This window comes from Brevibacillus sp. FW306-2-1A-C05A, from assembly GCF_058781555.1.
Map to the genome: position 1 here is coordinate 1 of NZ_JBYSWV010000060.1, position 22,981 is coordinate 22,981.

Below are 22,981 nucleotides of genomic sequence, written 5' to 3' on the forward strand. Positions count from 1 at the left end.
CTCATGGCAAAAGGCGATCCGTACGCCCGCAACAAGCTGATCGAGCACAATTTGCGGCTGGTGGCGCATATTGTGAAGAAATTCGAAAACACCGGCGAAGACAGTGAAGATCTGATCTCCATCGGCACGATCGGACTCATCAAGGCGATCGAGAGCTACCAGGTGGAGAAGGGAACCAAGCTTGCTACGTATGCGGCGCGTTGTATTGAAAACGAAATCCTGATGCACCTTCGCAGTTTGAAGAAGACCAAAAAGGACGTTTCCCTGCACGATCCCATCGGCACGGACAAGGAAGGCAATGAGATCACGCTCATCGATGTGCTCGGTACGGAGACGGACGCAGTGGTGGATGCTGTCCAGCTCAAGCTGGAATCGAACAAGATTTATCAGCACATCCACATCCTCGACGATCGGGAAAAAGAGGTTATCATTGGCAGGTTTGGACTCGATCAGGACAAAGAAAAAACGCAGCGCGAAATTGCCCGCGAGCTTGGCATTTCCCGTTCGTACGTCTCCCGCATCGAGAAGCGGGCACTGATGAAGCTGTTCAATGAGTTTTACCGGACGAAACAGACACAGGGGAGATAAACAGATAGAAACCGCTGGCGGTTTTCGGCTAGTGGTTTTATCCCCATATGTACGAAACGCAGCGAAATGTCCTGTATCCGGCAACGTTGTGCCGAAGTGAGGCAAACGCTCGCCACTATACGAAAAGAGCGTTAGGAGTGCCTTCGGGTACTCCTTTTGTTTGATGCGAGGTATAGAACGGTTCTTATTTATTTATCTTCTTTCGTGATTGCACATTTCGTCAGTCTGTGCATCAATAATGAAGGTGTAATGCCAAGAGCTTTTGCGAATATGCAATAGTTGTTCCAGTAATCGTAATTTTACATCGAAAAACAGGTTATATATCTGTGTATGTGAGTCTCTCCCTGATTACTTTCCATTCCAAATTTTCGTACACTAAAACATATTCATAGTGGTTTACGCGCAAGTTCCCTTCACTTGTCGTGACTTTTTTATTAACATCCACATGATATTTCCCTTCAGCAAATTGGATATTGGTATGATTTTTAGCGCCTGCCATTTCCAACTCGTTTGATGCTTTGTTGTGTTCACTGATGAATTCTTTAACGGTAAGCAGTGCCCCCATATTACCAGGCAGGTCTTTGAATTGAAAAAAAACAGTTAACACGATCATAGCCAGAACAGTCCCAATGATCCAATTTCTAGTCTTTTTTATAATAATCACCACATTTTTCTAGTTCTATGAAAATGAAATGGTGCATGATGAACTTCAGATACCATAATATAATACGTTTTCAATAAATTAGAAGTTACGATGGGCACTATTTTTTCATTTTTTTCTGCAAGCTTTTTCAAATCCAACTCAATCATACTCAGTCAACTGTTCAAATGTAACACCAGCCCTCAGTTGTCCCAGCCGCTAGGATCGCCATTTTATACAGATCAAGCCGGATCACTTCGTCATTCGGATGGCGGTTGATAAGTCTGGATAAACTCTTTGCCAGCTTGTATGCTGGATGATTGTTCACGACCGTGTGGATTGGCCCTGATCTACAATACGGTATCCATAATGGTAATACCCATAACCTGTTTTGGAAGCAAGAATAATGGAGGGGGCAAACTATGCCTCCCTCCATTACTGACCGCCATATTCGTTACAATGTTTTGCTCGCAGAAGCGCTTACGATCTGTCTGGTAGAAACGTTCAGCCGATTCCACAGGTTGGCCGTGGCGATCCCGGCGATCAAGGTCGCCAGTGCCTGCCCTTCGAAATGGCGTGCAGCGTCATGGAAGATTTCATCCGGCACTGGATCTACCCGGTCGTTGATTCGGGTAACCGCTTCGCTGAGAGCAAGGGCAGCACGCTCGCTATCGTGGAAGTATGGCGCTTCACGCCATGCCGATACAGCAAGTAGGCGCTCATTGTCCGGGTTTCATCCGTCAGTTTTATAGAAGCTTTATAGGCAAGCTGTGGCTCCTTCCCTTTTGCTGGCTCCGCAACTACTGTTGCCCATCTCACTATGAAGTTCTTGCTCCTCCCCCTACCTCACACGCGATTGCCACCCTTCAAAACGGCTCATGTGCACCGAGTCCAAATCCCTGACAAAAAATGACTTGCCATCAGCCGCCCATCCCAAAAATTGGATGTTGTCGATGGTGTCCAAATAGGAGCTGCCGTCGAGCGGGTATGTAAACGTTTGATTCGCCGTCTTTACGACAAGCTGCTCGATGGCATCCTGGGCATTGGAGGTGAAGAGAAATTTTTCTGCGACGTAGTTATGACCGGTCGGGGACCAGAAAACTTTGGTCAAGTCGCGGTCCATAGACACGGGATGAGGGTTATCGGCGGTCGGCACGCTTTTGCCTGTTTGCAGGTCGGTTATAAAGCCGTGCCATTCTTTGACGTCAAAGCGCAGCTTCATATCGTTCGAATACGAAGGAAAGCTTTTGAACGAATGCGTGTACTTGAGCCCTGTCGGCAAATCAAGCTCTTTAATTGTGCCGTTTGCCTTGTACAGTACTTTTTTGGATGTGGGTATCCAGTAGAGCAGCTTTACCGCCTGTGTGCTGCTTTCTTCTTCAGCCGGGAGCGAAAATTGGTCGTTGACCTTCATTTTCAGCGTGTTCATGTCTTGCAGGTAAAGCTTGTGGCGCTTTTGCAAATTTGGTTCTTTCCGATCCGACTGGATAAAGGTGAGGTAGTGGCCGTCCGGCGCAAGCGCATAATCGAGAATCGGTGTGTCGGCGGTCCCTTTTACGAGCAACGTTTTTTGGTTCGTGAGCGGGTTGTAGCGGTACAAGCTGGCTTGGTCCATAAGGAGAAGCTCGTCCTTGCTCTGTGCCCACTTGGCGAAACCGCTCAGTTGGCGCAGTTGCTTCGTTTTGCTGTCATACAAATAGGGGATGGTCGGTTCCCCTGCTTTGAACCCTTGCTTCTCTGCATACACAAACCGTCCGCTCGGCGACATGCTCGCGCGGTGCACGGCGGGAAGCTGCGCAATGAGCGTTTGCTTTTTTCCATCCAGGCTGATCCGGTATATTTTCGAAGGTTGGGCGGCAGCGTTCGTTGTGGTCGAAGTGGTGCTCGCTGCGCTTGTTCCGGGCGAGGCTAACGGAGAGCATACGGATGCGGCAAGGAGCACTGCTGCCAAGGCTAGTTGTTTCGTTTTTTTCATCAGGCTTCATCCTTTCTCTGACTGATTAGACGTGCAAAAAGCGGGAAAGTTACCAAAACAGCAAAAAAGACTCCCTGTTGGCAGTCTTTTTGCTTAGCTTGTGCAGGAGGAGCGGTCAGCGGACCGTGCCATCGGTCGAAACCGGGATGCTGGCTTGCTTTTTCCAGCAGGACAGGACGAGATAGCCGAATGCGATGCCGCAAATGCTGGAAAGCTTGCTTCCATAATAAAAAAACGACATGGCAGGAAGGTATTCCGCTGCGGGAGAATAGTAAAGGAGAAAAAGGATACTGCCCATAAGCGCGGGAATGCCGAACGCAATGAATTTGATCCAGTCAAATGACCAGCTTTCTTTTGCCGCACATGTTTGAACAAAAGCAGGCAGCCCAAACAACAAGCCGATGGAGACGGGATAGAGAGTGCTGTACAAGATCGCGGGAAAATGCTCAAACGTCGCTTTTGCTTCCGCCATGAAAACTTGTTCGTAATACAAAACAAGATCCAAGACGAATGCGGCAAAGATCACATATCCTACATAAAGGGCAAAGAGCTTGAATTTTTTCATGCGCGTTTCCTCCTGGTCTTTATCCGAACCGTTTCGCGAACGGCCTATTCCAACCAAAATTCTTTCCCCTCCCGTTCGAGCAGTTTCATAAACCATTCGGTAAAACTCATGTGCAAGTCCAGCGGGTTTTCCGGGTCCATCGCACTGATCCACGTCAAGTAGCCATTTTCCGCTCCGGCTTGCTCCTGGTTTACACAAAGGGCGCCAATGGAGTGACTGCTCCAGATGATCGGGTAATACGGATCGTCAATGCTGTATCCTTTCCAATAGTCAATCACTTCCGACAGGCTCAAAATGTCATAGCCGCCGCCGTAGTCGCTGTGCTGGAACAGGACGGCTTTGCTGTATTGACTGATAAAAGAGCGGTAATCATCAGGGAGCCAAAATTTGTAGCGGGCAACGAACTGGTCCAACGCTGCCGAAGATTTTTACCACTCGCTTCGCTTCGTCGTAAACAAGTTCTCCGGCGAGCGAATCAATGAGCGTTTGGAAATCGGTATTCATGTCGGGTTCCTCCGAACAACATTTGAAATGGAAGGGCAGTGGTGTATGTATGGAATTTCTGATTGTGATTGGTTCAAAAGTGCTGACATTTCACTTCCTGTCCATTGTGCTCAGCGGGGTGTTGCGCTTTGTATGGCCAAAGCTTCATCTGCTCATGATTTTGGGCGCCAATGCGATCGCGGGATTTTTGTTTTTGCAAAAGCTAGAGCTGACCTGGTCCGTTGTATTTTTGGGCATCAATTTGCTTACAGCACTCGGCGGAATCGGGATTGCGAGTTTGCTGAGAAAATTGATTCGCGATCTGCACGAGGAAGGCGGGACCGGACATACGCGATGACGGGTGGCTTTGTCTACTGCTTCTGGTTCAAGTCATGCCTGTGGCGCACTCAAGGCGTTAGGATGATAAACAAGCTTTTTAGGTCGAAGGACTGGCCAAAACGGCATAAAGCTGCCCTTTCATCCTATTCTGTATTCGCTCCCGTTTTTCCTTGTTTTTTAGCAATATTTCCCTTTTGTTCCGTTCACATGAAAAAAGTCCCCGAACAAGGCCAACGGGTTGCCTTTGTTGCCAATAGAGCGAGTGAAAAGAAGCAGGCATCGCGCACAGATGCCTGCTTTTCGCTGGGCAAAAGCAAGCCAGTCCTCTTCCCGTTCGGCAAGCTCGCGAGGATAGTTTTTTGCTTACTCCTTCCAGTAAATAAACAGCTTTTGGAAGAGAAAGGGACATCGCCTGCCAAGGAAAACCCGTCCTAATCCCCGACAGGCAAAAGCGCATCGGGACGGCTGTTTTCTTCACGAATCTTTCATGCATTTTTATCCAAAATTAAATATTGACTTAAAATAAAAGTGCATGATAAAATAAAAATTTTTAAATTCGATAACTGTGTTATAATGAATTAGATCGCATTGTAGGAGGTGGACGTATGTTTCATGTAGGTGACAAGATTTTTTACCCGATGCACGGGGCAGGCGTAGTCGAGGCAGTGGAAGAAAAAGAATTCCTGGGTGAAAAGCAGCTCTATTATGTGCTCAACATGCTGCAAAAAGAGTTGAATATCATGGTCCCTGTTGAAAAAATGTCCGCACTGGGCATTCGCATGGTCGTAGAGGCTGGCATTTTGGATGAAGTGTTGGCGATCATGCAGGCAGAGAGCCCTGACTCCACGTTGAATGCGGCACAGAGATACAAGCAGAATACAGAAAAAATGAAGAGCGGCGATATTTATGAGCAGGCGGAAGTGATCCGTGATTTGTGGCGGATCAGCCAGGGCAGAATATTGGGCACGAGTGACAAGTTGATGCTAGACAATGCCCAGCAGATGATGGTCAGTGAAATTGCTCTCGTAAAAAATGTGGACATCGAGCGGGCTACGCAATTGCTGCGTCATGCGCTGTCTGAAGAACCGCTGGCCCAGCCAGGGGCAGCGGTATCAAAAGTGCATGCGGGGTAAACGGAAAAAGGCAGCAAAGGGTGTGATTGCTTCGGCAGTCGCCCCCTTTTTTTCGTTACCCGTTGGCAACGAGCCTTTTGCTAAAAAGCGCGGCCAGGCCAGCTTATCTGCTTTTGCAAACTGGCCTGGCTGCTCACGGACTAGGGCGAACGGACCAGGCTGTACTCCAGGCGGCTGGCAAACGGGCGATAGCCGGCACGTAAAAAGGCATGGGCCATCGGCTTGTTTTGCTGGTCGGTGTCAGCGCGGATATACGTCTGTCCTGCCGCAAGCAAAAGCTCGGTTGCCCGGCGCAGCAGCGGATGAATATAGCCGTTTCCGCGTTGTTCAGGCAGGACGCCGATGTACCCGATGGTGGCATACGTCGGGCTGACCGTAGGCATGAGTAACCCGATGAGCTTGGCGTCTCGGGTATAAGCGAGTTGCCACCATTTGGGCTGATGGGCCATCCGCTGCAAATCGCGAAACATTTCCTCGGCCTGAGCCGCGGCTCCTTTTGCCTGGCGCTCTTGGACGATGTACTGGTCGAAGGTGAAGCGGGAGACGCGCTCGATCGCATCGACGAACGCCGCTTCCCCTACCTCTGGCATGGTGCGGTACACGATTTCGTGTTCGCTGTTTTTGCTGTGACCGAGAGCAGTCTGCGCGCGGTCGGGCGGCGCATGCCAATCAAAACGGTCCGTCATCCGGCTGAGCTGAAAGCCGGCCGCTTCCAGCACGGCCTGTCGCTTGGCGGGATGGGTTTGCCACTGCGGCGTCATCGGGGGAGTGTCCACTACATGCCCGATCGTGCCGTCCAACTGCGTGCCCATCAGCAAGCACGCCTCGCGAAACAGAGCAAGCCCAAGCCGGGCGCAGTCAGCCGCTTCCCACGGCACATCCCATAATACGACGTCTGTCGCCACTTCGCTTCCAGGCAGCGTCCAGAAGGCGAGTCTTCCCAGCCACGCCCCGTCTTTCTCCAGGACAAAGCACCATTCGCGGCGCATGGCTCCTTTTGCCAGCATCGCTTCCAAATAGGTAGCGACATCGTGAACAACCTGCCCGGACTGGCGGCCGAACGCAGCAAACGCTGTCACCTCATCGGCGGTAATCGCGCGAACATGCAGCAAAGCAATCTCTCCCTTTTGTATCGGATTCAACAGCGAACAGCCCAGGTGAAAAATTTTCATAGGAATGCCGGATAAAACAACTTTCTGTAACTATCAAAATTAATATTGGTAGTTACTTGATGATTTTACCAAAATGTTTCGATAACTGTCAAATTGCATGCGGCAACGGCTGGGCAGCCACAAGCTTGTCCACAACGGCGGCGCAAGCCTTGGCAAAGAATGAAGAAAAAGAAGGAAGGGAGCCAGGCTTTTGGCCCCCTTTTACTCGATCAAAATACTTGGCTTACGGCCGATGATTTGAATCGCGCGGTTCCACAGGAGCCGCAGCTTTTTTCGTTGCAGCAGGGGAAGGTGCGGATCGGGATGCTTCAAGTACGAGCGGATGGGAATGACCCGAAAACGGACGCGGCCTCCTTGCAGGAAGCGCTGGCAGTAGGTCGGGATGACGGAGATTTGTCCGATGGCGACCTGCCCGTGGGCATCCTTTTCCACAGAAAAGCGCAGAATGGCCCCAATCTGTGACTGATCGAAGTGCAGCATTTTCTCGGAAGTGAAATTGCCGAGCGAGTAGGCGACGAGTGTGCGCTTTTTTCTGCCACCCGCAAGTGAGATCGCCGGGGTGACGACGGGTTGCAGGACGTGCGGATGCGCGCCGAGGATGACGTCGGCGCCGTGGTCGAGGAGACTTTGCACGAGCAGGCGCTGGTTCGCTGTCGGGGTGTAGCGGAATTCCACGCCAAAATGCAGCGCAACGATCACGAGGTCGACGAGCGGGCGGATGGCGGCGATGTCCTGCAAAATGGCGTCGCGGCGGATGAGATTGGCGAGCCATGGCATGTGGGCGGGAATGACCTGTTTGTTCGTTCCGTACGTGTAAGCGAGCAGCGCGATGCGGATGCCGTTCACTTCCCGGACAAAGGGAATGCTCGCCTCCTGCGGGGAGCGGTACGTGCCTGTGTGCGCAAGCTTGTAGCGATCCAGGACGTCCAGTGTGCGGCAAAGTCCGTTTGGCCCTCCGTCCAGACAGTGGTTGTTCACGGTCGTCACGACGTCAAAGCCGACTTGCTTCAGGTCGCGCGCCAGCTCGTCGGGACAGTTGAACCGAGGATAGCCAGTTCGTGCCGAGCCGATCTGGTAGGGCTGGCCTTTGCCGGAAAACGTTGTCTCCAGATTGCCGATCGTCAAGTCAGCGCCTGACAGGATGGGGGCGACCGGAACGAACATATCCGCAAAGGAATACTGATCCACAGAAGCCAGCTTGGCGCAAGCCACCTGCTCCTTCCACATGAGGATATCGCCTACAGCGGCGATGGTGACCTTCTTTTTCATTGGCTTCACCTCTCCACTCTACTCTATTCCAAAAGTCGTCCGTCCGTTTTGGATAGAAGCGGAACGTTTTCATAGATAGCGGTCTATACAGGCTGTTTCCCTCGGACATACAATACGAAAGCGGATTGGGAGAGGGGGGAATGTCAGTGAAAAAGAAAGGGAAAAAGACAAAAACAGGGCCGTCAAAGACGGTGATTCTGAACAAGCCGGTGATCGCGGTGACGGGAAGCGCCGGAAAAACGACGACGAAAGAAATGATCTATGCGATTTTACAAAGACGCATGCCCACGTATCGTTCGATGTACAACAAGAACTTTTTGGGCAATACGAGAGCGCATGTCAGCCGTTTGCGGGACGAGCACAAAGCGGCCGTGCTTGAATTCGGGATATTGAGGAGTGGACATATTCGCCAGCATTGCCAGATCATTCAGCCGAATCTGGGGGTTATAACGAACATAGGCACTGCGCACATCGGCAATTTCGGCGGAGACATCGGACGGCTCGCCATGGCAAAATCCGAGCTGATCCGCAACATGAAGTCTACCGGTATCGTCTTTCTCAATTGGGATTGTCCATACTCGCGCCAGTTTACCCAGCAGCCTTTTGCAGGGACGTTTGCTGGTAGATTCGTTACGTTCGGGGTCGAGCAGGAAGCGCATTATCGGGCGGACAGCATTGCGCAGGAGGAAGGCGGAATTTCCTTCGTCTGCTCGTTTCAGCAGCAAAGGGAGGCGATGTTCATTCCGATTTTGGGAGAACACAACGTGTACAATGCGCTGGCGGCGATTGCGGTTGCGCATACACTCGGCATCCCGTTCCAGGAAATTCGGGAGGGGCTGCGCCGGTTCCAGCCGCAGCGGAAGCGGCTCGTCAGCTATCGGTTGGCCCACAATGTCCAGGTGCTGGACGATACGTACAGCTCCAATCCGGATGCGGCCAAGGCGGCGATTGATGTGCTCAGCCAGTCTGGACACAGCACCAAAATAGCCGTGCTGGCGAGCATGCTGGAGATGGGCTGCTACGAAGTGCGAGGGCACGAGGAAGTCGGGGAGTATTTGAGTCAAAAAAATGTGGATTATTTGTACACGTTGGGGAGAAGTGCCCGCCATATTGCGCGCGCGGCCATCCGGGCAGGCTTTCCCGCGAACCGGGTCATGCATTGCCCGAACAAAGAGGTCTTGCACCGCAGTCTCGCCAAAAGAATGAAGCCCGACACTACTTTTTTGATAAAAGGCTCGCATCGGCTGAAAATGGGAGAAACCGTACAGTTTTTGTGCAATGCGCTTGCGAGAGGGAAGCGAAAACCTCGGTAGCGATGCCAGGACCTGTCAAGCGAGCAGGCGCTTGTCCCGGGAGCGGACAAGGGCCTTTTTGGCATGGGGAAAAGGTATGGGGCGAATCGGTCAGACAGGCCTGGGATACAGGGCTATGGTCATCCGACTATGTAATCAAATCCTCTGTTGGAAAGATTTACAGACTTAAACGGGTCGAGTTTTTCCAGTAAAGTGGGATTGTACCCGATCCGTTGGGAAAAAACACAGCCAGGAGGAGAACGAATGACGAAACGAGATTGGTTGCAAAAGTCGACTGTCGCCGTCATGCTAAGCACATCCCTGCTTCTGTTCGCAGAAGGTGGACAGGCAGCAGCTAAGACTGTGGATTCGCAATCTTCTGTCAAAGCAGGAAAAATCGTGCAGGTCGCTACATCCCTGATCGGCAAAGACTACAAATACGGGGCGGTTGGTCCGAACTCGTTCGGCTCTGCGGGACTTGCTACGTACATCTACAAACAGGCTGGCGTGACGATTGACGACACGATTGCCAAGCTGTACAAAGCCGGAAAGTCCGTCTCGGCAGACAATATCCAGCCTGGGGATTTGCTGTTCTTTTCCTCGAATGGAAAAGGCGCACCTGCCTTCATGGGAATTTACATCGGAAATGACCAGTACATATACTCTTCGCAAGGCGAAGATGCGGTAGTTTTGAAAAAAGTCAGCGATTATACGAAGAAGCTACTTGGCGCACGCCGAATTTTGGCGGAGGACACCGGCACGGGCACAACTCCGGACCCGGGTCAGGAGGAGGAGTCCAACTCTTCTGCAATCGCGGACAAGGTGATTGCGGCCGGGAAAAAATACATCGGCACACCGTATGAGTACGGCTCGTCCCGTGCGAACAAAAAGACGATGGATTGCTCCGAGTTTACGATGTGGGCGTACCGCGAAGGCGCCAATATCGACATGGGCAACGGCGGCGCGCGCTCCCAAGCCAATTTTGTGAAAAGCAACGGCACTTATACAACAGATATTAACAAGCTGAAAAAAGGCGACCTGGTCTTTTTCATGGCCTATAAAGGCTACAAGGAGTCCGACTACAAAGGCATCAACGTGCCTAAGCAAAGCATTACCCACGTCGGCATCTACATGGGTGACGACAAGCTGCTGCACACCTTCTCGAAGGAGTCTGGCGGCGTGAAAATTACCGATTTCAAAAATACGCATTGGGAATACCGCTTCATCATGGGCGGACGCCCGTATTGACTTTTTGCCAGAGGATTACACGGGTTCTACCGATTTGCCTTTGACGAGCAAAGGGCTTATCCAAGTGGCGAAAATGTCTGCTCGCGTGCAAAAAGAGTTTCCGCCCGAGTTTATTTGGAGCAGTACGTTGAAGCGAGCCAGTCAAGCAGCCGGGATTTTAGGCTGTCCGGTAGCGTATCTGGATGACCTGAGAGAAAGGCAGGAGACGGAGAGCATACGGGAGTTCAGGGCACGCGCGGAACGCATCCTTTCTTCTATCGAGGAAAACAGCAAAGCGTACAAGCGGATTGCGATTGTTTCCCACGGCGGAATGATAACCAAACTGATAGAAAGCTTCCTTCCGTTGCCGCATGAGAATAACGTCTGGTTCCACTCTGACAACACAGGGATTCATCTGTTGGAACAGACGCCGAAATGGAAGATCATCCGGTTTGCGAACAGCACCGCTCATTTGAACGGGGACGAACCGGCTGCGAACGGATAGCCAGTCTGCTGCCAACAGCAGTTTTTAGAGGACAATAGCGGAAAAATAGGTGAATGACCACGGGCAAACGCACAGTCCATCTGTGCGTTTGCTGCATCTCTTATAGGGAGACTTGTAGGAGGTGAAACGTCATGTCATATCAGTATCCCCCAGGAGGTTACCCGCCGCCACCGCCACCCGGAGGTTCTTCTGGAGGTTTTCCTCCCCCGCCGCCAGGCCCACCCCCAGGCAGGACGCCCAGCTCGCCGGGATCGCGAGGATACGGGGGAACGCGTCGGATTGAACCAGGCGGATTTTATCCGTGCCTGTATCGCTATACGTACATTTGGCTGCAAAATGGGCGGTCTTTCTGGTTTTATCCCGTATTCATCGGTCGTTCGTCCGTAACAGGCTACCGCTGGAGAGGAAACCGCTGGGAATACTATGGCTTGGAACTGAACCGGATTGCCTACTTTACTTGCTAATACGAAAAGACGCAGCGCTTTCTAGCAAAACGGCCTTCCCCGGATGGGAAAGGCCGTCTTGGATTGCCGTCCCGATCAGGTGCCAGGCTTATGTGCCTGTTACTTGACCGTCACGGTGAAATCTTTGTGGTCGTGCACGTCGCCTTTTTCCAGATGGACCTTCAGCGTGTATTCCCCGGAAGCGGGGAAGGAGAGGCGGCCTTCGTACTGCCCGGGACTCGTTTCTTTCGCATCGACGAAGCTGTGCTTCACCTCATCTCCCGTCCAAAACTCGAACTTGACCGTACCTTCCGCAAATGGCTGGTTGTCTTTTAGCAGATGAACGACCATGGCCGCTTCGGTTTGCGCCTTGAGCTCGTCTGGAGGCATCAAGTGAAAGTCGACTCCACTGGCTGCATGCGCTTTGTCTGCGGCTGCTTTGCCGTGCTCGTGTCCGCCGTCTGCATGACCCGTAGCGGCGTGGTCGGCGCTGGCTGCGGCTTTTACGGTAAAAGGCGTCTTTTGCATGTTGTGGAAATCGCGGGCGGTGACGTGGTAGTAGACAAAGTAGGAGCCAGGCTCGCTGATCGTCTGCTGCGCCGTATAGACGCCATCGGCTACGAGTTTCGCCGGAATCGTCTCGTGCTTTTCCTGTCCATCCTTCCACCATTCGAAGGACACTTCCCGGGCATCGTCCACAGGCTTGCCTTCCTGCGTCACCTTGACCGAAAACGTAATGGGTTGACCCGCTACCGGCTCGGCAGGCTCTATCGAAAAAGCGGCGTCAACTGGGGCGCCGGAAGCTTCCAGCGCTTGGTCGTTCTGGCTGGAACAAGCCGCAGCCAAAACGACCAGTGCGGACAGGCATAGCGTGAAAAAGCGTTTCATTTGCGTTACCCTTCCTTCTTCAAGTTCAACAACTCTTGATAAATTTGCTCCGGATCAAAGTCCTCGCCCATCCCGAACTTGCGGATGACCGCGTTGTTTTGATCGACGAGGTAAGTGCTCGACGTATGCGAGATAAAGCCGTCCTCGGTCTTTTTCGCAAAGAAGCCGAGAGAGCTGGTCACGGTGCGAATCGTCTCTTCGTCGCCGCGCAAAACAATCCAGCCTTCGTCTGCAATCCCGAGCTGTTTGACGTAGTAGCGCAGCACGTCCGGCGTATCGTTTTGCGGGTCGATCGTAATCGTCAAAAACTCAATGCCGTGCCCCATGAGTCCAGCCGCTTGCAGCCGTTTTTGCAGTTGCACCATTTTCACGGTGGTCGTCGGGCAAATGTCGGGACAGCGCGTATAGATCAGCTCGACCAGGCGGATGCTCCCGGGCTTCGGCGCGAGGGAGTAAGCCTCTCCGTCCAGCGTCTGTAGCTGTACGTCCGGCAGCTTGGCCGAAACCGACGACGGGCTCAGCCAAAACCACGAGGCGACGAGCGCGGCGAGGACGAGCAGCGGCAAAAACAGCAGCAGCCGTCTCAGCCGGATAGCGGCAGTCGGGGTGAGTGGCACGCGGGATGCCTCCTTTTTTCGCAAGTAAAATGAGAGAGCCGCTTTTTGGGCCGTTATTGCGGGATCAGTTGATCGTCCGGCTGATCTTTTTCTTTCCGGTACCAGGCGGTAAACACATAGGCCAAAACGGAGCCGTACGTCAACTCCTGCACCAGCTTCATGATGATTCCGCCAAGCCGCTGATCGTCCAGAGGCAGGAGCGGAACGGCGAACATCGATTTGTCGATCGGCGCGGAGAAGAACGGCGCACACAGCATGGAAGGACCGTTGACATACGTGCCGTACAGCGCCGATTCCGAAAAAATAATGAGCGCACAGGCTGGCGTAATCAGCACGCCGTTGGCAAAAATGTAGGCCAGCTTTTGCAACTCGGACAGCCGATGAATCTCCGGAATAGGGGCGATGACAGGCAACCACATCAAAATGGCCGCAACCAAAAGCAGCAGGTGAATCAGATTATGTAGGGCCAGGTTGTTCATCGCCATGTCTAGAATAACAGGCATGTGGTAAAACGAAAATAGGGCATTGAACAAAAGGACGGCCGGGATCGGATGGCTCGCCACGCGCAAAACCTGTTTCAGCCCCCTGGGTTCAAACAGCGAGCGCATGAGCCAGGCTGGTGTGCCAGACAAAAGCAACAGCGGCATCACCAGGTAGAGAATGGACTGCTGAAGCATATGGGCACTGAACAAAAAGTGGCCAGCGACGTTTAGCGGGCTGCCCATGCCGAAATAAAACAGCAGCAAGCCAGCGGAAAACGACAGTTTCTGTATGAGCGTGGCTGGCTTTGCGTCCGGAAACGTCCGGCGCAAAGGTCCTGTCAGCGAAAAGTAGGCAAGTCCGATGAGAGCGGTCAACAAAATCAGCTCCGGGTTCCACGTCGCCCGAAAGCCAAACGTTTCGGTCAAGTCGATGAGGGTCAACGCCATTACCTCCGTTTTCCTGGAATATTCCCCATTACCCATTATAGGCATTCGCTTCCAAAAGCCTAATGACTCGTTTGGGCTATTTCTCGTTGTATGCGTTCACATATTTGTCACCGAGGCAGCAAAAAGCCCCCGAACGGTAAAGTCCGAGGGCTTTTTGCCACTATGATTTTTTCTGCTCTTCCAGCCATTTCTTCCACTCGTCGGCTTCGTGGCCGCCTACCAGACGAGCGACTTCCTTGCCGTCCTTGTAGTGAACCAGGGTCGGGGTAAATTCGATCTGGAACTCATCCCAGCTTGCATTAAATTCAAGCAGGTTGTGCTTTTTCATGTCGATCTGCATGTCCTTGACGATTGGCACGAGGACCGGGGTGGTTGCGCGGCAATGCTCGCACAGCGGGCTGTAGTAGTAGACGAACAAGTCTTCCTTGCTCTCGATCTTCTGCTTCAACTCTTCTGGCATAATCAGGTTGTCGTACAGCGGATCTTTCAGTTGCTCGATGGTAGCCGGATTCAGATTGGCTTTTCCGTACGGGTTGCCTGCAGCCGCCTCGCGGTTGGAAATATCCGAGTACACAATGGCGCCAATGAGCAGCGCAGCTACCAGGATGGAAAAAAAGATAATTTTTTTCATGCATCAAATCTCCTTTGCGTTTTTCATGACGATGAACAGCAGAATGCTAATCAGCGTAAAGGCGACCAGCGCCAAAAACGGAATCGTGATAAAGCCGAACCAGTTGATGTAGTCCGTATTGCAAGGCACGATACCGCAAGCGTTGCCCAGCTCATGCAGGGCAGGCACCTTTTGAATCAGGTAATGGTAGAGGGAGATGCAGCCGCCGATCAGCGAAAGAATCAGGGCGTATGATGACATCTTGTAATCTTTTTTGGCGGAGGCCACCCCCAGCAAAATGATGAGCGGATACATCAAGATTCGCTGGTACCAGCACAGATCGCACGGTATGTACTTCAATACTTCCGAAAAAAACAGGCTTCCCGCTGTGGCAATCAGGGACACGCCCCATGCCGCAAACATGGATTGTTCCATCACTTGTTGACGTTTCATAACAACACCTCGTCCCTCTATCTTATCATATTACGAATCGGAAGTAGATTATAAAAAGTAACAATTTGTAAAAGCAAAGCGGCTTGTCCGAAAAAAGCGGGAAACGCTACCTGAAGCAGTAGCCACAGGTAGGAGCCAAAGCTTTGCCACACAAAGGAGGTGTCGTCGAACTCAGATGATCCGCACGGACATGGTGGGCTGGGCGTCGCGAATCGGGACGAAGATCGATTGCAAAGAGGGCTACTCTACCAACAAGATTCCGCGCCGGTAAGCAGCTCCACCGTCAATCCCGACGAGATTGCCCCGCCGCCACGGCCCATGGCCCTCATAGTCAGGCAACCGGGGAACAGGGGTGTGACCGAAGACGATCGGCCTGTCTCCTCCATAATAAAGGTAGAAGGGCTTCCGAATCCACAGGAGATCTTCTGGATTTTGCTCGTGCAGAGGGATTCCCGGGCGAATCCCGGCATGGACCAGGAGAACCGCGGGCGCTCCTGATTGCGGGTCAGCCGGAAGCTCCATGTACAAAGGCAGGCTGGACAAGGACGGCAACAGCCCCGGGTACTTGGCCAAAATCAACCGCCGGGCTTCTTCCTGTTCTGCGGCAGACGGCATGGAATGCAGAAACGCCCGGCGCAGCGGATGAGGGCCGAGCAGCGAACGGATCGTGGCATCCCCTCCGTTGTAGCGCAAGTAAAGCTCCGGATTTCCTTGCCCAAGCAGCCAATCTTCCAGCATCTGCTCGTGATTGCCTTTGAGCAGAAAGACTTGGTTCGGGTGCTGCTGGCGGAGGCGGAACAGCTCGAACAGCACTTCCTTGGACTCGGGCCCGCGGTCGATCATGTCGCCAATCACATAGAGCCGATCCCCTGACTGCGGGGAAAAAGAGGCATCACGCAATGCCCGCTGAAAAGCCTGATTCTGTCCATGAATATCCGAAACGAAATAGGTGGCCACTTCCCATCCCCTCCAAAAGAGAACTTGGCGCGACTGTTATCACCATATGTATAAAAGGAGGAAGAGTGCCAAGGCATGCGCGCAGGCCGTAGCGAGCAAAGCGGCGCCTAAACATGGGCGCACCCACTGAGGGCAGCGGAATATGGATACGTATGAGACATATACCCACATGTTGGAGGGAAAATTGGACAGATGGCTACATCCTATCGGGATTACACTTCACCCAATACGCAATTCACATACGATCTGCGCAACAACACGTTTTTTCGCAAAGACGCCGGGAACTTCATTGACGCGCTCGGCATCCAGCAACTGAACACGCTTGGCAACACGTCGTTGCTCGACATTTTCCTGACGACGGGAAATGTGATTGAGCCGCATATTCACCAAAACGCTTCCGAGCTCGTCTACTGTGTGACGGGAGAGGCGATCGTTTCGATCATCAACCCGTTTACATACCAGTTGCTCAACTTCAATATCAAGCCGCGGCAAGTGGCGAACGTGCCGCAGGGCTGGTGGCACTATGAAGTAGCCATGACGGACGATACCCATCTGATCGCGATATTCGACGCGCCTGTACCGGAAGTGATTTTCGGCTCCGACATCCTGCGACTGACCCCGGCGAGCATCTGGGCACACACGTATTGCCTTGACGAAGCGAAGGTAAAAGACACCTTTGCGCCGATTACCCGGACCGTCGTCATCGGCCCGCCGTTCGGCTGCCAGCAGGGGGCAAACCCCGCTCCCAACCAGGGCCAGAGCCAATGGCAGCACACTTCCAGCCAATATCCGCACTACGACTATTCCAGTCAGTATTCCAGCCAATGGCCGGTGAACTCCTACTACGATGCTGCGGCTTACACGCAGCCGCCGGAGTACGGACAGTACACCCATTACCCGGAGCTGGCGGGCTACACCTACTATTCGCCTAGCCAGCCGCAAACTGCTTATCCACAGCAGTACGGCTACTCTGCGGCTTACTAGCTGTACACCCTCTTTTTCCTCCGATACAATGGGGGCAAAAAGAAAGAGGGAGATGCAGATGGAAGCGCTTGCCAAATGGCTGCAGGAATCGCCGGGCGCGGTCGTCTTTACGGGTGCTGGCATGTCGACGGAAAGCGGCTTGCCGGATTTTCGCTCGCAGACCGGACTGTGGCGCGGAAATGATCCGCAAAAGCTCGCGAGCACGCAAGCGATGCGAAGCAACCGCGAGTCGTTCGTGGAGTTTTACCGGATGCGAATCGAGGGGCTTTGCTCCTGCAAACCGCACGCCGGGCATGAAATATTGGCAAAATGGGAGCAGCGCGGCCTGCTTGCCGGCATCATCACGCAAAATGTAGACGGCTTTCACCAGCGGGCCGGGAGTCGGGCGGTCGCACAGCTTCACGGGACGTTGACGACGGTCAGTTGCATTCGCTGCCGGAAAAGCTACCCGAGCGAGCGGTATTTGCAGGAGGAAGGAAGCCAGTGTGAGTGCGGAGGCTTCGTTCGTCCGGATGTCGTCCTGTTCGGAGAGTCGTTGCCCCAGTCGCAGATTGACCTGGCAGTGGAATGGACAGAGCGCGCGCCGCTATTGATCGTGCTCGGCTCGTCGCTTACGGTCAGTCCCGCCAACTGGTTTCCGCAGCGCGCCAAAGAAAACGGAGCCAGGCTGGTGATCGTCAACCAGGAGCCGACTCCGCTGGACGGATGGGCGGACTTGGTCGTGCACGATGTGAAAATCGGCGAGCTGCTGTCGCGCACAGAACAGTGGCTTCACCGTTGAATGAACGGCAGGCGTACTCTCGATTGCAGGGAGTACGCCTGCTTTTGATCTGGCGGCAGGAAATTTGCGGGAAGTCAGTCCCTAGAGCTTCCGCGAAAAAAATGGTACGATTCTGTGAGGACGGCAAATCGAAAAGTACAGGTGACGACGACCATGCAGATTATTTCAGTAGAAAACCTCTCCAAAAGCTACGGAGAGAAAGTTTTGTTCGATAACATCTCCTTTCATATCGCAGAGCAGCAGCGGATCGGCCTGATCGGAGTCAACGGCACAGGAAAATCATCTCTGCTGCGGATCATGGCGGGACAAGATACGCCCGATAGCGGAAAAATCATTCATGCGAACCATTTTCACGTGGAATATTTGCCGCAAAATCCGAGCTTCGATGAAGAATCTACGGTGCTTGCGCAAGTTTTTTACGGAGAGTCCCCGCTCATCCAGTTGCTGCGGGAATACGAGGTAGCGCTGGAAGCGGTGCAGCAAGACCCGGAAGACGAGAAAAAGCAGGCGCGGCTGTTTGCCGTCCAAAGCCGGATGGATGCGGCCGATGCGTGGGAGAGCAATACCCAGGCGAAAATGATTTTGACCAAGCTCGGTCTGTCCAACTTTTCGCAAAAAGTAAAAGAGCTGTCTGGCGGCCAGCGCAAGCGGGTAGCGATGGCAAGAGCGCTGATCCAGCCAGCCGATTTGCTGATTCTCGACGAGCCGACGAACCATATCGACAACGAGACGGTTGAGTGGCTGGAGGAATACTTGTCCCGCTACAAAGGCGCCTTGCTGCTCGTCACGCACGATCGCTATTTCCTCGATCGCGTGACGAACCGCACGTTCGAGCTGGATCGCGGCAAGCTGTACAGCTACGAAGGCAACTACGCGACGTTTTTGGAGAAAAAAGCCGAGCGCGAAGAAAACGAGGCGGCGGCAGAGGACAAGCGGCAAAATTTGCTGCGCCGCGAGCTGGCCTGGCTGCGCCGGGGGGCAAAAGCGCGGACGACCAAGCAAAAAGCGCGCGTCCAGCGGGTAGAGGAGTTGCGCGATCGGACGGTGGACGGTCCGGCGGCGAAGCTGGAAATGGCGCTGGGCGCAAGCCGCCTGGGCAAAAAGGTCATCGAGATCGAGCACATCGAAAAAGCGTACGGGGATAAAAAGCTGGTCGACGACTTCAGCTATATCGTGTTGCCAGGAGATCGCGTCGGGATTATCGGTCCAAACGGCAGCGGCAAATCGACGCTCTTAAACATGCTTGCGGGCCGCATCCAGCCTGACAGCGGAACGATTGACGTCGGCACGACGGTGAAAATCGCCTACTACACGCAGGACAGCGTGGAGATGGACGAAAAGCTGCGAGTGATCGAGTACGTCAAGGAAGCGGCAGAAGTGATTACGACGAGCAACGGAGAGGCGATTACGGCTTCGCAAATGCTGGAGCGCTTTCTGTTTTCCCCGTCGATGCAGTGGACGCCGATTTCCAAGCTGTCCGGCGGCGAGCGGCGCAGGCTGTACTTGCTGCGGACGTTGATGGGCGAGCCGAACGTGCTGTTTTTGGATGAGCCGACCAACGATCTCGACATCCAGACGTTGAGCATTTTGGAAGACTACTTGGAGCAGTTTCCCGGAGCGGTCATTACCGTTTCCCACGATCGCTATTTTCTCGATCGCACGGTTGACCATCTGTTCGCCTTTGAGGGCAACGGGCAGATTCGCCACTTTACAGGCAACTATTCCGAATATCTGGAAGAAAAGCGGAGAGAGAACGCGGCAGCCTCTGCCGGGGCGCAGCAGCAGCCAGCCGAGAAGCAGCCGGGCAGTCAGGCGACTCGCGGCAACAACCGCACGAAAAAGCTCTCCTATAAAGATCAGAAGGATTGGGATACGATCGAAGGCAAAATCGCTTCGCTGGAAGAACGCCTCGCGCTGCTGAAAAAAGAAATTGCCGGGGCGGGCAGCGACTACGGCAAGGTAGAAAAGCTGTTTGCCGAGGAGCAGCAGGTGACAGCCGAGTTGGAAGCGGCCGTGGAGCGTTGGGCGGAGCTGTCTGCGCTGGTCGAGGAACTGGAGCAGGGGAAGTAATTGGCAGCGTGCCAATCTCTGTGTGCTTAGCCAGTTATTGAGGCTGGGAAAGCGACGCCGATCTCCTGTAGACTAGAGAAGATCACTAGAGTAGAGGAGTCGCTGTCGTTGCCTGCTTATAAGTTGGACCCGGAATGGGTGATGTCTTACCTAGCGTTGCAAGAAGAAAGGCTCGCTTGCGAAGTCCATCCGAAGGACAAAGAAGCGATCATGAACAAGATCAGGGAATTGACGCTGTCGATCATGTACAAGCAAGCCCGAAGATTTCTCGTATATTTGGAGACGGAAGACCAGCAGACGGTCGCCAAAAAGAATAAGCATTGCATGTGAAAAAGACCCGCCTTTTGCAAAAAGAGGCGGGTCTTTGCGTGTCGTCACTGCTGCCGGATGCGCACGGGGGTGCCGATGGGGACGAGCTTCGCCAAGGCGTTGACGTCCTGGTTGTACATGCGAATGCAGCCGTGCGAGACGTATTTTCCGATGGAGGACGGGTTGTTCGTTCCGTGTATGCCGTAATGTGGCTTGCTGAGTCCCAGCCAGTACGTCCCGAAGACGCTGAGCGGGCCTCCGGGGTATGAGTTCGGATAGGGCACCTTGTTGATGATGGTGAAGTCTCCGCGCGGTGTCGCCGTGGCGATTTTGCCCAGCGCAACCGGGTAGGAGCGAACGAGCTTGTTTCCGTCGTACAGATCGAGCCTGAGCTTCGCGATCGAAATGCGAATGTTGTATGCAGGCATTCCCTCACCTCCCTTTTTGCAGCCGCTCGCGACATTGCTATTCCTATCTTATGTGAAAGGGAGGGAGGGGTACTTGGGACACGCTCTTTTACCTGAAGGAAGAAAACGTATCGGGATAGCGCAGGCCGTCGCGATAAAACAAGGTACGTACCCACGCGTACAGCCGAAGCGGGATGGAAGGGAAGACAATCGCCAGCTTGCCTTCTTCCAAAATGGGCAGATCGAGCGGAGACTGGATTTCGTAAGGCACTCCCTCTTGATCGAGCAGTGCCTTGTAGCGGTGGGCTTCACTCCAGCTCACCGGGTAATAGAATGATTTTTCCATCGCATCCAACACCTTTCCGGTTATCGCTGCTCCCATTATATGCAACCCATTTGGGGTAAAAAAAGAAACGAGCGCGCAAAAAATGGAAAAATAGGCCAATTTGTGGCTAGTTGATGGCGGGAGCGAAAATACGTCATGATTTTCCGCGCGAATCGGTGTAAAGTGGAGGTATCCAGAAATTGGAGGGACACTTTGGATGGCGCAGACACACTTGCACTTTAACATGCACATCGGCAGAAAAAAGCCGGAGAGCGTAATCAACAGGGAAACAGCGTGTCCGTTCTGCGATCGCGGCAGCTTGACAGATGTGCTGGAGCAGCGCGGTTCCATGATCTGGCTGATGAACAAATTTCCCGTCCTGCAGGATACGTATCAGACCGTCTTGATTGAATCGGATGAGTGCAACGGCGACTGGTCCTCCTACTCCCGGGAGCACGTGCACGCCCTGCTTTCCTTTGGCGTGGAAAAGTGGCTGGAGATGGAGCGAAGCGGCTCTTTTCGCTCTGTGCTCTTTTTCAAAAACCACGGGCTGTATTCCGGCGGGAGCATTCGCCACCCGCACATGCAGATCGTCGGGCTGACGGGTTACGACTATCGCGCGCAACTCAGGGACAGCGACTTTCACGGCATCACCATCGACCGGGAGTCAGGGGTGGAGTGTTCGCTCTCGACGCATCCGCGCGCGGGCTTTTTTGAGTACAACGTCATTTTGTCCGACCTGGATCGGCTGCCCAAAATGGCTGATTATTTGCAAATTTTGGCGCACTGGATTCTTCACCACGTCAACCCGCGCAACCAGAGCTACAACTTCTTCTTTTATCAATGGAAAGAAAAGCTGATCGCCAAGGCGGTGCCGCGCTTCGTGACTTCCCCGCTGTACGTCGGCTATTCGATTCCGCAAGTAGCGAACAATCTGGAGGAAATGGTGGAGGAGATGAGAAGGCATTATTTTTGACAAAAGACTAGGGCGTGGCTGGAAAAGCATTATTGAGTCAAGAAAATAGCGGTCGTATATCAACAACAAGAATGACTTTGCTAGTTTGTCGTAACGAGTAGCTCGCGACGAAAGAGTTTGATTTTATTTCTTATCGAGTGAATGGATAGTTTTCCCTGAAAGTTTCCAATTATGTGACTTTTTTACCTATTATAATGGTTCTATGCTCCCTTTTGTAATGAATAGAAGATGTGTGAAATTGGATATATATTACAAAAAAGGAGAGGTTATTTAGGATGAGGAAGTTTATAGTTTCATTGACGATGCTACTATCGGTATCTATTTTTGCTGTTGCTGTTTACGCTGCAACCGATCTTAATCTGGTCGCAGGTTCAGAAGGTACGCTGAAAAAATACTATGCTAACAATACTCCTCTAACTTCATCTTTGAGTGTGGATCACAAAATACTTCAATACGAGGTACGAAATACTGCCGACTTGAGTTCGCGTGAATTAGTCAATGTTTTATATAGAGGTAATGGTGGAGCCGATCAGCATGCAAGGGTGCTGCATAAACAAAATAGAAACTACCTTAGGTACTATGGCTATACTTGTTATTATGGTTCAGGGACGTCTTGTCAGTCTGATTATGTACAACCAACAAATATTGTTATTTCCCCAGGTTCGGATGGTATTGATGTCATTGAACACTGGTTCGGGGCCTTCAACTCTTCACAGTCAGTAAGATACAAAAATTACGGAGCTGGTATTCATTTTGAATACCTACAGCCTAATAGTTCCTATAACTGGAACCATTGGGAAACAAGCAGTCATCTAAAAGTTATTGCTGGTGCCAATTTAGAAAGCTCATTAAGAGGTATTTTCTGGTCAACAGGGACTGTAAAACTTAATCCATAAGTACTTGGATTAAACACAGTTTTAGTCTTACTACTCAATGTTGATCCACAAACAAAATGTTTAAATGTAGAGAATTTTACCTTTGGTGCTGAATCACTAGCGTTGCATTAATCTTTTCCCATCATTCAAAATACACATAATCTTTGGT

29 protein-coding genes are annotated in these 22,981 nt (G+C 52.5%); 12 read left to right on the plus strand and 17 right to left on the minus strand.

Going from position 1 to position 22,981, the window contains the following annotated elements; genetic code table 11:
- A partial coding sequence (gene sigK / locus AC3WJN_RS23135) for an RNA polymerase sporulation sigma factor SigK (protein WP_492329336.1) occupies positions 1 to 588 on the plus strand: 588 nt, incomplete at its 5' end.
- Positions 589 to 904: 316 nt separating this feature from the next.
- Here the strand turns inward: sigK and AC3WJN_RS23140 are convergent.
- From AC3WJN_RS23140 to AC3WJN_RS23170, 7 genes are all read right to left on the minus strand, one after another.
- On the minus strand, positions 905 to 1,201 hold the full coding sequence (locus tag AC3WJN_RS23140) for a hypothetical protein (protein ID WP_005833246.1): 297 nt from the start codon (positions 1,199 to 1,201) through the stop codon (positions 905 to 907).
- A gap of 481 nt (positions 1,202 to 1,682) precedes the next feature.
- Positions 1,683 to 1,835: a carboxymuconolactone decarboxylase family protein gene (locus AC3WJN_RS23145; protein WP_155808572.1), complete on the minus strand. Its 153-nt coding sequence runs from the start codon at positions 1,833 to 1,835 to the stop codon at positions 1,683 to 1,685.
- Positions 1,836 to 1,840: 5 nt separating this feature from the next.
- Entirely contained in the window at positions 1,841 to 2,047 is a 207-nt protein-coding gene (locus AC3WJN_RS23150) for a hypothetical protein (protein ID WP_157179545.1), read from the minus strand.
- Between the two features lie 22 nt (positions 2,048 to 2,069).
- Positions 2,070 to 3,203: a hypothetical protein gene (locus AC3WJN_RS23155; protein WP_007784815.1), complete on the minus strand. Its 1,134-nt coding sequence runs from the start codon at positions 3,201 to 3,203 to the stop codon at positions 2,070 to 2,072.
- 115 nt (positions 3,204 to 3,318) lie between these two features.
- Positions 3,319 to 3,768: a hypothetical protein gene (locus AC3WJN_RS23160; protein ID WP_005833242.1), complete on the minus strand. Its 450-nt coding sequence runs from the start codon at positions 3,766 to 3,768 to the stop codon at positions 3,319 to 3,321.
- 44 nt (positions 3,769 to 3,812) lie between these two features.
- Positions 3,813 to 4,181, minus strand: coding sequence for an SMI1/KNR4 family protein (locus AC3WJN_RS23165; protein ID WP_007784817.1), 369 nt, complete (start codon positions 4,179 to 4,181; stop codon positions 3,813 to 3,815).
- On the minus strand, positions 4,141 to 4,272 hold the full coding sequence (locus tag AC3WJN_RS23170) for a hypothetical protein (RefSeq protein ID WP_007784819.1): 132 nt from the start codon (positions 4,270 to 4,272) through the stop codon (positions 4,141 to 4,143). Before AC3WJN_RS23170 ends, AC3WJN_RS23165 begins: the two co-directional genes overlap by 41 nt.
- Before the next feature lie 49 nt (positions 4,273 to 4,321).
- Between AC3WJN_RS23170 and AC3WJN_RS23175 the strand changes: the two genes are divergently transcribed.
- Together AC3WJN_RS23175 and AC3WJN_RS23180 are read left to right on the plus strand one after the other, a co-directional pair.
- Positions 4,322 to 4,609: a hypothetical protein gene (locus AC3WJN_RS23175; RefSeq protein ID WP_005833238.1), complete on the plus strand. Its 288-nt coding sequence runs from the start codon at positions 4,322 to 4,324 to the stop codon at positions 4,607 to 4,609.
- Positions 4,610 to 5,195: 586 nt separating this feature from the next.
- A complete protein-coding gene (locus AC3WJN_RS23180; protein WP_005833235.1) occupies positions 5,196 to 5,723 on the plus strand; it encodes a CarD family transcriptional regulator in 528 nt (175 codons plus the stop codon).
- Positions 5,724 to 5,863: 140 nt separating this feature from the next.
- Here the strand turns inward: AC3WJN_RS23180 and AC3WJN_RS23185 are convergent, their stop codons facing one another.
- Positions 5,864 to 6,835, minus strand: coding sequence for a GNAT family N-acetyltransferase (locus AC3WJN_RS23185; protein ID WP_025844949.1), 972 nt, complete (start codon positions 6,833 to 6,835; stop codon positions 5,864 to 5,866).
- Between the two features lie 261 nt (positions 6,836 to 7,096).
- Positions 7,097 to 8,164 (minus strand): CapA family protein, encoded by a 1,068-nt coding sequence (locus AC3WJN_RS23190; RefSeq protein ID WP_327945037.1) that lies wholly within the window; start codon positions 8,162 to 8,164, stop codon positions 7,097 to 7,099.
- A 140-nt stretch (positions 8,165 to 8,304) separates the two neighbouring features.
- On the opposite strand from AC3WJN_RS23190, the gene AC3WJN_RS23195 reads away from it, so the two are divergent.
- The 3 genes from AC3WJN_RS23195 to AC3WJN_RS23205 all read left to right on the plus strand — a co-directional run bounded on the left by AC3WJN_RS23195 (position 8,305) and on the right by AC3WJN_RS23205 (position 11,188).
- Positions 8,305 to 9,477 (plus strand): UDP-N-acetylmuramoyl-tripeptide--D-alanyl-D-alanine ligase, encoded by a 1,173-nt coding sequence (locus AC3WJN_RS23195; RefSeq protein WP_327953870.1) that lies wholly within the window; start codon positions 8,305 to 8,307, stop codon positions 9,475 to 9,477.
- Between the two features lie 243 nt (positions 9,478 to 9,720).
- The gene (locus AC3WJN_RS23200; RefSeq protein ID WP_007784828.1) at positions 9,721 to 10,704 is read left to right on the plus strand and encodes a C40 family peptidase; all 984 of its coding nucleotides are present in this window, start codon (positions 9,721 to 9,723) and stop codon (positions 10,702 to 10,704) included.
- Between the two features lie 4 nt (positions 10,705 to 10,708).
- Positions 10,709 to 11,188, plus strand: a complete 480-nt coding sequence (locus AC3WJN_RS23205) for a histidine phosphatase family protein (protein ID WP_327953872.1) — start codon at positions 10,709 to 10,711, stop codon at positions 11,186 to 11,188.
- Between the two features lie 563 nt (positions 11,189 to 11,751).
- On the opposite strand, the gene AC3WJN_RS23210 is transcribed toward AC3WJN_RS23205, so the two are convergent.
- The 6 genes from AC3WJN_RS23210 to AC3WJN_RS23235 form a co-directional block, all read right to left on the minus strand.
- Positions 11,752 to 12,519: a FixH family protein gene (locus AC3WJN_RS23210; protein ID WP_007784833.1), complete on the minus strand. Its 768-nt coding sequence runs from the start codon at positions 12,517 to 12,519 to the stop codon at positions 11,752 to 11,754.
- A gap of 5 nt (positions 12,520 to 12,524) precedes the next feature.
- The gene (locus AC3WJN_RS23215) at positions 12,525 to 13,136 is read right to left on the minus strand and encodes an SCO family protein (RefSeq protein WP_007784837.1); all 612 of its coding nucleotides are present in this window, start codon (positions 13,134 to 13,136) and stop codon (positions 12,525 to 12,527) included.
- A 53-nt stretch (positions 13,137 to 13,189) separates the two neighbouring features.
- Positions 13,190 to 14,059: a cytochrome c oxidase assembly factor CtaG gene (gene ctaG, locus AC3WJN_RS23220; RefSeq protein WP_007784839.1), complete on the minus strand. Its 870-nt coding sequence runs from the start codon at positions 14,057 to 14,059 to the stop codon at positions 13,190 to 13,192.
- Positions 14,060 to 14,225: 166 nt separating this feature from the next.
- Positions 14,226 to 14,696, minus strand: a complete 471-nt coding sequence (locus AC3WJN_RS23225; RefSeq protein WP_005833218.1) for a thioredoxin family protein — start codon at positions 14,694 to 14,696, stop codon at positions 14,226 to 14,228.
- A gap of 3 nt (positions 14,697 to 14,699) precedes the next feature.
- Positions 14,700 to 15,128 (minus strand): disulfide oxidoreductase, encoded by a 429-nt coding sequence (locus tag AC3WJN_RS23230; protein ID WP_005833216.1) that lies wholly within the window; start codon positions 15,126 to 15,128, stop codon positions 14,700 to 14,702.
- A 240-nt stretch (positions 15,129 to 15,368) separates the two neighbouring features.
- Positions 15,369 to 16,085: a metallophosphoesterase family protein gene (locus tag AC3WJN_RS23235; protein ID WP_309479552.1), complete on the minus strand. Its 717-nt coding sequence runs from the start codon at positions 16,083 to 16,085 to the stop codon at positions 15,369 to 15,371.
- A 192-nt stretch (positions 16,086 to 16,277) separates the two neighbouring features.
- Here AC3WJN_RS23235 and AC3WJN_RS23240 point away from each other — a divergent pair, with 192 nt between their 5' ends.
- From AC3WJN_RS23240 to AC3WJN_RS23255, 4 genes are all read left to right on the plus strand, one after another.
- Positions 16,278 to 17,069 carry a cupin domain-containing protein gene (locus AC3WJN_RS23240; protein ID WP_007784843.1) on the plus strand — a complete coding sequence of 264 codons (792 nt, stop codon included), beginning with the start codon at positions 16,278 to 16,280 and terminating at the stop codon, positions 17,067 to 17,069.
- Between the two features lie 58 nt (positions 17,070 to 17,127).
- The gene (locus AC3WJN_RS23245) at positions 17,128 to 17,850 is read left to right on the plus strand and encodes an NAD-dependent deacylase (RefSeq protein WP_005833212.1); all 723 of its coding nucleotides are present in this window, start codon (positions 17,128 to 17,130) and stop codon (positions 17,848 to 17,850) included.
- A 153-nt stretch (positions 17,851 to 18,003) separates the two neighbouring features.
- Positions 18,004 to 19,920: an ABC-F family ATP-binding cassette domain-containing protein gene (locus tag AC3WJN_RS23250; protein ID WP_005833211.1), complete on the plus strand. Its 1,917-nt coding sequence runs from the start codon at positions 18,004 to 18,006 to the stop codon at positions 19,918 to 19,920.
- A 108-nt stretch (positions 19,921 to 20,028) separates the two neighbouring features.
- Positions 20,029 to 20,250, plus strand: coding sequence for a hypothetical protein (locus AC3WJN_RS23255; RefSeq protein WP_005833210.1), 222 nt, complete (start codon positions 20,029 to 20,031; stop codon positions 20,248 to 20,250).
- Between the two features lie 44 nt (positions 20,251 to 20,294).
- Here AC3WJN_RS23255 and AC3WJN_RS23260 read toward each other — a convergent pair whose 3' ends face one another.
- Both AC3WJN_RS23260 and AC3WJN_RS23265 read right to left on the minus strand, forming a co-directional pair.
- Entirely contained in the window at positions 20,295 to 20,657 is a 363-nt protein-coding gene (locus tag AC3WJN_RS23260; protein ID WP_005833208.1) for a L,D-transpeptidase, read from the minus strand.
- Between the two features lie 88 nt (positions 20,658 to 20,745).
- A complete protein-coding gene (locus AC3WJN_RS23265; RefSeq protein ID WP_007784848.1) occupies positions 20,746 to 20,982 on the minus strand; it encodes a hypothetical protein in 237 nt (78 codons plus the stop codon).
- 196 nt (positions 20,983 to 21,178) lie between these two features.
- Between AC3WJN_RS23265 and AC3WJN_RS23270 the strand changes: the two genes are divergently transcribed.
- Both AC3WJN_RS23270 and AC3WJN_RS23275 read left to right on the plus strand, forming a co-directional pair.
- Positions 21,179 to 21,937 (plus strand): DUF4931 domain-containing protein, encoded by a 759-nt coding sequence (locus AC3WJN_RS23270; RefSeq protein ID WP_005833205.1) that lies wholly within the window; start codon positions 21,179 to 21,181, stop codon positions 21,935 to 21,937.
- Positions 21,938 to 22,212: 275 nt separating this feature from the next.
- Positions 22,213 to 22,833 (plus strand): hypothetical protein, encoded by a 621-nt coding sequence (locus AC3WJN_RS23275; protein WP_007784851.1) that lies wholly within the window; start codon positions 22,213 to 22,215, stop codon positions 22,831 to 22,833.
- Positions 22,834 to 22,981: the final 148 nt, after the last annotated feature.

What these genes read in the sequence shown, in the direction of transcription:
- AC3WJN_RS23140 (WP_005833246.1), bottom strand. Translation starts at nt 1,201, where the DNA reads ATGATCGTGTTAACTGTTTTTTTTCAATTCAAAGACCTGCCTGGTAAT.
- AC3WJN_RS23155 (WP_007784815.1), bottom strand. Translation starts at nt 3,203, where the DNA reads ATGAAAAAAACGAAACAACTAGCCTTGGCAGCAGTGCTCCTTGCCGCA.
- AC3WJN_RS23160 (WP_005833242.1), bottom strand. Translation starts at nt 3,768, where the DNA reads ATGAAAAAATTCAAGCTCTTTGCCCTTTATGTAGGATATGTGATCTTT.
- AC3WJN_RS23170 (WP_007784819.1), bottom strand. Translation starts at nt 4,272, where the DNA reads ATGAATACCGATTTCCAAACGCTCATTGATTCGCTCGCCGGAGAACTT.
- AC3WJN_RS23175 (WP_005833238.1), top strand. Translation starts at nt 4,322, where the DNA reads ATGGAATTTCTGATTGTGATTGGTTCAAAAGTGCTGACATTTCACTTC.
- AC3WJN_RS23180 (WP_005833235.1), top strand. Translation starts at nt 5,196, where the DNA reads ATGTTTCATGTAGGTGACAAGATTTTTTACCCGATGCACGGGGCAGGC.
- AC3WJN_RS23190 (WP_327945037.1), bottom strand. Translation starts at nt 8,164, where the DNA reads ATGAAAAAGAAGGTCACCATCGCCGCTGTAGGCGATATCCTCATGTGG.
- AC3WJN_RS23195 (WP_327953870.1), top strand. Translation starts at nt 8,305, where the DNA reads ATGTCAGTGAAAAAGAAAGGGAAAAAGACAAAAACAGGGCCGTCAAAG.
- AC3WJN_RS23200 (WP_007784828.1), top strand. Translation starts at nt 9,721, where the DNA reads ATGACGAAACGAGATTGGTTGCAAAAGTCGACTGTCGCCGTCATGCTA.
- AC3WJN_RS23210 (WP_007784833.1), bottom strand. Translation starts at nt 12,519, where the DNA reads ATGAAACGCTTTTTCACGCTATGCCTGTCCGCACTGGTCGTTTTGGCT.
- AC3WJN_RS23225 (WP_005833218.1), bottom strand. Translation starts at nt 14,696, where the DNA reads ATGAAAAAAATTATCTTTTTTTCCATCCTGGTAGCTGCGCTGCTCATT.
- AC3WJN_RS23230 (WP_005833216.1), bottom strand. Translation starts at nt 15,128, where the DNA reads ATGAAACGTCAACAAGTGATGGAACAATCCATGTTTGCGGCATGGGGC.
- AC3WJN_RS23240 (WP_007784843.1), top strand. Translation starts at nt 16,278, where the DNA reads ATGGCTACATCCTATCGGGATTACACTTCACCCAATACGCAATTCACA.
- AC3WJN_RS23245 (WP_005833212.1), top strand. Translation starts at nt 17,128, where the DNA reads ATGGAAGCGCTTGCCAAATGGCTGCAGGAATCGCCGGGCGCGGTCGTC.
- AC3WJN_RS23250 (WP_005833211.1), top strand. Translation starts at nt 18,004, where the DNA reads ATGCAGATTATTTCAGTAGAAAACCTCTCCAAAAGCTACGGAGAGAAA.
- AC3WJN_RS23260 (WP_005833208.1), bottom strand. Translation starts at nt 20,657, where the DNA reads ATGCCTGCATACAACATTCGCATTTCGATCGCGAAGCTCAGGCTCGAT.
- AC3WJN_RS23265 (WP_007784848.1), bottom strand. Translation starts at nt 20,982, where the DNA reads ATGGAAAAATCATTCTATTACCCGGTGAGCTGGAGTGAAGCCCACCGC.
- AC3WJN_RS23270 (WP_005833205.1), top strand. Translation starts at nt 21,179, where the DNA reads ATGGCGCAGACACACTTGCACTTTAACATGCACATCGGCAGAAAAAAG.
- AC3WJN_RS23275 (WP_007784851.1), top strand. Translation starts at nt 22,213, where the DNA reads ATGAGGAAGTTTATAGTTTCATTGACGATGCTACTATCGGTATCTATT.